Genomic DNA, 6,377 nt, shown 5'->3' with positions numbered 1-6,377 from the left:
CGACGAACTGAAACGCCTCATCCCCGGCGGCCACATCCGGCTCCGCTTCACCGACCCGGCCGCCTACCAGTCCGCAGCCTCCGCGCTGCGCGAGGTCACCCGGGACGACGAAGCCCTCGCCCTGCAGATCCCCAGCGACGGCAGCCAGCGCGAACTGCGCTCCCTCCTCGACTGGCTGGACTCCGCCGGCATCGAGGCCGACGAACTGACCGTGCACACCCCCGACCTCGACGACGTGTTCTTCGCCCTCACCGCCGACACCAACGTCCCCCACCAGACCAAGGAGACCGTCCGATGAGCACCCCCGCCCTCTCTCTCGCCGTCCGCGACTCCGCCACCATGCTGCGCCGCAACCTCCTCCACGCCCGGCGCTACCCGTCCCTCACGCTGAATCTGCTGCTCACGCCGATCATGCTGTTGCTGCTCTTCGTCTACATCTTCGGCGACACCATGAGCGCGGGCATCGGGGGCGGCGCCGACCGCTCCGCGTACATCGCCTACCTCGTCCCGGGGCTGCTGCTGATGACCATCGGCTCCACCACGATCGGGACCGCGGTCTCCGTCTCCACCGACATGTCCGAGGGCATCATCGCCCGCTTCCGCACGATGGCGATCCACCGCGGGTCCGTGCTCATCGGGCATGTCCTCGGCAGCGTGCTGCAGGCGGTCGCCAGCGTGGTGCTCGTGGGCGCCGTGGCCGTGGCCATCGGCTTCCGGTCCACGGACGCCACCGCCCTGGAGTGGCTGGCGGCGTTCGGGCTGCTCGTGCTCTTCGCCCTGGCGCTCACCTGGGTCGCGGTGGGCATGGGCCTGGTCAGCCCGAACGCCGAGGCCGCCAGCAACAACGCGATGCCGATGATCCTCCTGCCGCTCCTCTCCAGCGCCTTCGTGCCCGTGGACGCGATGCCGGGCTGGTTCCAGCCGATCGCCGAGTACCAGCCGTTCACACCCGCCATCGAGACCCTGCGCGGGCTGCTGCTCGGCAGCGAGATCGGCCACAACGGGTGGCTCGCGGTCGCCTGGTGCCTGGGACTGGCCGCGCTCGGCTACGTCTGGTCGGCCTCGACGTTCAACCGCGACCCCAAGTAACCACCGTGGCAGCGCGGGTCACGGATCACTGGAGCGCATCGTCCGGCGGCGGGAGCCGGACGATGCGCTCCCGGTCTACGGCCTCCACTCCGTCCACCGCCTCCAGCGCCGCGATCCGCTCCTCGGCGATCGTGCCGGACAGCGAGCCGAGCAGGGGCTGTTCGCCGGTGACCGCGAGACCGGCCGCGCGGGCGGCGCGTACGACCTCCGCGAACCGGTCGGGGTCGACCGAGACGATCACCCCGACCGGTCCGGATGCCTCGCTCACGGGGCCCGTCACGGCGCCTGCAACAGACCCGCGCCGACATCAGCGGCGGGCTGCGGCAGCGGGTACGCCCCGGAGAGCAGCCGGGACCGAAGCCCCGCCCCCGACGCCTCCGGCGCCGCCTGGGCGATCAGCGCGAGGACACCGGCGGCGTGCGGGCAGGCCATGCTGGTGCCGCGCAGCGTCTGGTACTTGCCGCCCGGGGCGGCCGAGAACACATCGACGCCGGGCGCCGCGATATTGACCTCGCCGCCCTCGCCGTTGATGGCGCCGCACGAGAAGAACGCCGTCGACAGGTCCTTGTCGAGGGCCGCGACCGCCAGCACGGAGGGACAGTTGGCGGGCCGTCCGACGGGGACGACGAGCCCCGGCCGACGGCTCTCGTTGCCTGCCGCGGCGATGATGACCGTCCCGCGCTGGAGCGCGCGCCGGGCCACGTTCTCGTAGGTCTGCGGGAAGAGTTCTCCCGGCTGGACCTGGGCGCCGAGCGACATCGAGATCACCCGTGCGCCGTGGGCGACGGCCCAGGCCATGCCCGCCAGGATCTGGCCGTCGGTGCCGGTGCCGCGGTCGCCCAGCACCTTGCCGGCGAGGATCCTCGCCTCGCCCGCCACGCCGTAGCGGGGCGCGTGCGCGGGCTGCGCCGGACCGGCGACGGTGCCGATGCAGTGCGTACCGTGGCCGTGGGTGTCCTCCACGCTCTCGCCCGGCACGAACGAGGCCGTCAGCTCAAGGCATCCGGCCAGGTCCGGGTGTTCGGTGGCCACCCCGGTGTCCAGGACGGCGACCTTCACCCCGCGCCCGGTCAGATGCGAGATGTTGGCCCGGATCGCCTGCTGGCCCCAGGTGGTGTTCTGCTCGTCCCAGGCCGGGCCCAGCGAGGAGGCGAGTTCGGCCCGGGTGTGCCGGTCGACCTCGTCCTCGTCGCTGCGGTAGGTCGGGAAGAAGCCGGTCAGCGTGCGCTGCGGCTCGGTGATCACCGAGGCGTACACCATCCGTTCGGGCTCGGCCGCGATGATGCTGGGCTCGGTCTGCGCCGTGGTCACCAGCGTGTGCCGCTGGTCGGGCTGCACTTCGACGACGGCGGCGCCGAGTTCGTCGAACAGCACCGAGACATCGGGGCGTTGGAGCAGCTCGGCGGCGCCCGCGGGCTCGGTCCCGCGGACGCGTTCGACGGAGGCTATCCCTGCGGACGAGCGCAGCACGTCCAGTCCGCGTTCCGTCTCCCGCTGGTCGAGCAGCACCACGTACCGGCCCGTGTACTCGGTGGCGTGGGGCATGAGCGGTACCTCGGCCCGCTCGGGATGTTCGCCGTTGGGCGGCCTGCCCATGGGTCCGTTCGTCATGGGGATTCTCCGCTTTCTGTGCGCTTCCCCCTGGCCGGGGGCCCCGGACCGGGGGTGCGCGCCGATGCGCGGAGTGTCGGGCGCCAAGGCTGACGAGTGGTCTGCCGCGCACCGGCGCGGTGCCATCGCCCACTGCGAGGCGGTCGTCTCACGGTCGTGCCACGGTCGCCTCGTGGGCGCCCCCCTCATCCACCGTCACGCCGCTGAGGGGCCACCGCAACTCAGGCCCTGTACGCCGGCTCAGCGCCGCAGCGTGGACCCGAAGCCCGCAGCCAGCGGCATCCGCAGGCCCAGCGGGGGCGGCGCGGCCAGGGCGTCGGCCACCGGGCGGGAGAAGCCGGTGGCGAAGAGGGAGCCGAGGAGGAAGTCGATGGCCAGCGCCTGGACCTCGGCGCGGTGCTGGTGCAGCCCATGGCCGTCGGTGTGCACCTCGAAGCGGCACACATCGCGGTTGACCTTCTTGGCCCGCTCGGCGAGCCGGTACGACAGCTCGGGGTCGACCCGCTCGTCGTTCGTCCCGTGGGCGATCAGCACCTGCCGTCCCACCAGGTGCTTCACCGGTTCGGGCTCCAGCGCGGCGTCCACCTCCGGCAGCCAGGGCGCCAGGGCCACCACCGAGCTGACGGCGGGATGCCCGGCGGCGCGCAGCGCGGCGCGGGCGCCCATGCCGTGGCCCGCGAGGCACACCGGTACGTCGCCGTAGCGCCGTACGACCTCCTGGGTGGCCCATTCGGCGTCGGCGGCCGCCGCGGCGTCGGGCCCGTTCCAGCCCCGGCAGCGGTAATGGACGACATGGGCGGCGAGCCCCTCCTCCTGCCCCGCCCGGACCAGCCGCCGGGCCAGCGGCAGCACGGCCGCGGCGGACATCCGGGTGGGCCGCCGCGTGCCGCCGTCCGGATCACTGTCCGGAAGCAGCAACACCACACCGTGCACGGTCCTCCGCGAGGCGGCCGCGCCCATCGGCCGCCCCAGCCGGGCGCCCCGTTCGGGCAACGCTTGCTGAGCCATGGCAAAACGATCGCAGAACGGAGAGTGGAGTCCACTACCCGCGCGGGTCACTGTTCCGTATCTATCCGCGACCATCTACGCGCGTAGGGGCTATGGTGCGCAGATGACGAGCGAGCACACCCACCTGCCCACCCCCGAACAGATCCGCCGTGCCCCCAAGGTGCTGCTGCACGACCACCTCGACGGCGGGCTGCGCCCCGGCACGATCATCGACCTCGCGCGGGAGACCGGGTACGAGGCGCTGCCGGAGAGTGAACCGGACAAGCTCGGCCTCTGGTTCCGCGAGGCGGCCGACTCCGGCTCGCTCGAGCGCTACCTGGAGACCTTCGCCCACACCTGCGCCGTCATGCAGACCCGGGACGCGCTGGTCCGGGTCGCCGCCGAATGCGTCGAGGACCTGGCCGAGGACGGCGTCGTCTACGCCGAGATCCGCTACGCCCCCGAGCAGCACCTCACCCAGGGGCTCACCCTGGAGCAGGTGGTCGAGGCGGTGAACGAGGGCTTCCGCGAGGGTGAGCGGCGGGCCCGCGCGGACGGTCACCGCATCCGCGTCGGCGCCCTCCTCACCGCGATGCGCCACGCGGCCCGCGCCCTGGAGATCGCCGAACTCGCCAACCGCTACCGCGACCTCGGCGTCGTCGGCTTCGACATCGCGGGTGCCGAGGCGGGCTTCCCGCCCACCCGCCACCTGGACGCCTTCGAATACCTGAAGCGGGAGAACAACCACTTCACGATCCACGCGGGCGAGGCGTTCGGGCTGCCCTCCATCTGGCAGGCGCTCCAGTGGTGCGGCGCCGACCGGCTGGGCCACGGGGTGCGCATCATCGACGACATCGAGGTGGCCGACGACGGCTCCATCACGCTGGGCCGCCTCGCCAGTTACGTCCGGGACAAGCGCATCCCGCTGGAGCTGTGCCCGACCTCCAACCTCCAGACGGGCGCGGCCACCTCGTACGCCGACCACCCCATCGGGCTGCTGCGCCGTCTGCATTTCCGGGCGACCGTGAATACGGATAATCGTCTGATGAGCGGTACGAGCATGAGTACCGAATTCCAGCACCTGGTCTCGACGTTCCAGTACACGCTGGACGACATGCAGTGGTTCACCGTTAATGCGATGAAGTCGGCCTTCATTCCTTTCGGTGAACGTCTGGCGATGATCAGTGACGTGATCAAGCCTGGGTATGCTGAATTGAAGTCCGAATGGCTGTTCCGGCAGGTGGGTTCCACCACCGCCGTGACCAGGGGATCTGTGGTCGAGGGCAGCTGATCGTACGGACGGAAGAAAAGGTCGGAGAAAGGGTCGGGCGGCCCTTCGATCGGCCCTTTTCCCTGTTTGCGGGCGTCCGAAAACCAGGGCTACGTTTCCGTATCGGTCAAGCCCCCCGTCTGCAAGGACAGATTTCTGATGAAGCAGGGAACCCTCAAGACCCTCGGCGTGATGGCCCTCGGCGCTGCCGCCCTCGTGGCCGGAGGCGGTGTCGCCTCCGCGGCCGCTCCGGGGCCCCACGGCCCCTCCGCCGGTCTCGGCGGCCAGGGCGTCGGCGTCTCCGCCCCGCAAGCGTCGCTCCCCGGCCAGTCGGCCCCCGGCAAGACCGCCGGCCGCCCCGCCGCCAACCGGCCCAGCCAGCCCGACGCCCAGGGCCTGCTCGGCAACCTCGGCAACCTCGGCAACCTCGGCGGGCTCAAGAACCTGCCGACCAACAACATCATGCGCCTGGGCTGATCCTCCGCCCGGCCCATCAGGCCGGGCCGCACACCGGGCCGCACACCCACCGCGGGTGTGCGGCCCGGCCGCGTCGTCACCAGGCCTGCTGGTGGGCGTCCTCCGCCGGGAGCAGGAACCACAGCGCGATGTAGAGCAGAAACTGCGGGCCCGGCAGCAGACAGGAGACCAGGAAGATCACCCGCATCGTGGTCGGGGTCGTTCCGAAGCGGCGGGCGAGACCGGCGCAGACACCGGCGATCATCTTCTCGTTGCGGGGTCGTACCAGTGCGGCGGCCATGATGGTGGCTCCTCGGCGTATCGGGTGGGTACCGTCCCCGGGCCGGGTTGCCCGAGTTGGTACCTCCACGCTAGGTCCGTGAGCCGGACGAGGCGTCGCTCCACGGTGCGAGGCCGACCCTGGTCATCGTGGGGGTCACGGCCCTGCCTCCCTCATCCCGGGGGAGGGCGGCGCCGCCGGGCCGGTCAGCCCGGCGGCGGAGCAGCGCCCGTACGGCGGGCACCACCAGCAGATGCGCGAGCGCGACCCCGAGGGTGTTCAGCAGCAGCGCGTCCACGCTCACGATCTGGCCGGTCACCTCGCTGCGCAGCAGTGCGATCCCCATGGCCGTCATCGCCCCGGTGAAGGTCGTCCGGACGAACGAGGCGAGGGGGTACGCGTCCACCCGGCCCCCGGCCAGCGGCAGCAGCGCACCCAGCGGCGCGAGCAGCAGCAGCCCCCCGCCGATCGAACGGGCCGCGGCCCACGGGGTGAGCGCCAGATCGGCGCGGATCGCGCCCAGCGGTTCCAGGGTCTCGGCCGTCACCCACGGCACGGTCAGCGGGCGCAGGGTCAGCCAGCAGACGAACGCAAGGTGAGCGACGAGGAGGACGAAACCCGCGGCGCGGTAGCGGAAGGCGGCCCGGCGGCCGAAACGACCCTGCACGTATTGCAGGACGCGGT

The 6,377-nt window shown here is 71.9% G+C and carries 8 protein-coding genes and 1 pseudogene; 4 read left to right on the top strand and 5 right to left on the bottom strand.

Going from position 1 to position 6,377, the window contains the following annotated elements; translation table 11 throughout:
• A pseudogene (locus ACZ6CL_RS39975) lies at positions 1-298 on the top strand (ABC transporter); the annotation flags it as partial.
• Positions 295-1,089 carry an ABC transporter permease gene (locus ACZ6CL_RS39970; protein ID WP_468945755.1) on the top strand — a complete coding sequence of 265 codons (795 nt, stop codon included), beginning with the start codon at positions 295-297 and terminating at the stop codon, positions 1,087-1,089. The pseudogene ACZ6CL_RS39975 and the gene ACZ6CL_RS39970, both read left to right, overlap by 4 nt.
• A 25-nt stretch (positions 1,090-1,114) precedes the next feature.
• On the opposite strand, the gene ACZ6CL_RS39965 is transcribed toward ACZ6CL_RS39970, so the two are convergent.
• From ACZ6CL_RS39965 to ACZ6CL_RS39955, 3 genes are all read right to left on the bottom strand, one after another.
• Positions 1,115-1,357 (bottom strand): hypothetical protein, encoded by a 243-nt coding sequence (locus ACZ6CL_RS39965; protein WP_468945753.1) that lies wholly within the window; start codon positions 1,355-1,357, stop codon positions 1,115-1,117.
• Positions 1,358-1,365: 8 nt separating this feature from the next.
• A complete protein-coding gene (locus ACZ6CL_RS39960) occupies positions 1,366-2,700 on the bottom strand; it encodes a S8 family peptidase (protein WP_468945751.1) in 1,335 nt (444 codons plus the stop codon).
• 240 nt (positions 2,701-2,940) lie between these two features.
• Positions 2,941-3,708, bottom strand: coding sequence for an alpha/beta hydrolase (locus ACZ6CL_RS39955; protein ID WP_468945749.1), 768 nt, complete (start codon positions 3,706-3,708; stop codon positions 2,941-2,943).
• Between the two features lie 103 nt (positions 3,709-3,811).
• Between ACZ6CL_RS39955 and ACZ6CL_RS39950 the strand changes: the two genes are divergently transcribed.
• Positions 3,812-4,978 carry an adenosine deaminase gene (locus ACZ6CL_RS39950; protein WP_468945746.1) on the top strand — a complete coding sequence of 389 codons (1,167 nt, stop codon included), beginning with the start codon at positions 3,812-3,814 and terminating at the stop codon, positions 4,976-4,978.
• 138 nt (positions 4,979-5,116) lie between these two features.
• Positions 5,117-5,434 carry an ATP-binding protein gene (locus tag ACZ6CL_RS39945; RefSeq protein WP_468945745.1) on the top strand — a complete coding sequence of 106 codons (318 nt, stop codon included), beginning with the start codon at positions 5,117-5,119 and terminating at the stop codon, positions 5,432-5,434.
• A gap of 76 nt (positions 5,435-5,510) precedes the next feature.
• On the opposite strand, the gene ACZ6CL_RS39940 is transcribed toward ACZ6CL_RS39945, so the two are convergent.
• Positions 5,511-5,714 carry a PspC domain-containing protein gene (locus ACZ6CL_RS39940; RefSeq protein WP_468945743.1) on the bottom strand — a complete coding sequence of 68 codons (204 nt, stop codon included), beginning with the start codon at positions 5,712-5,714 and terminating at the stop codon, positions 5,511-5,513.
• 70 nt (positions 5,715-5,784) lie between these two features.
• Positions 5,785-6,360, bottom strand: a complete 576-nt coding sequence (locus tag ACZ6CL_RS39935; protein WP_468945741.1) for a VanZ family protein — start codon at positions 6,358-6,360, stop codon at positions 5,785-5,787.
• Positions 6,361-6,377 lie beyond the last annotated feature (17 nt).

Source organism: Streptomyces sp. NPDC041200, from assembly GCF_055591805.1.
Note: the sequence above shows the minus strand (reverse complement) of the source record. Positions and strands in the feature narration are given on the sequence as shown.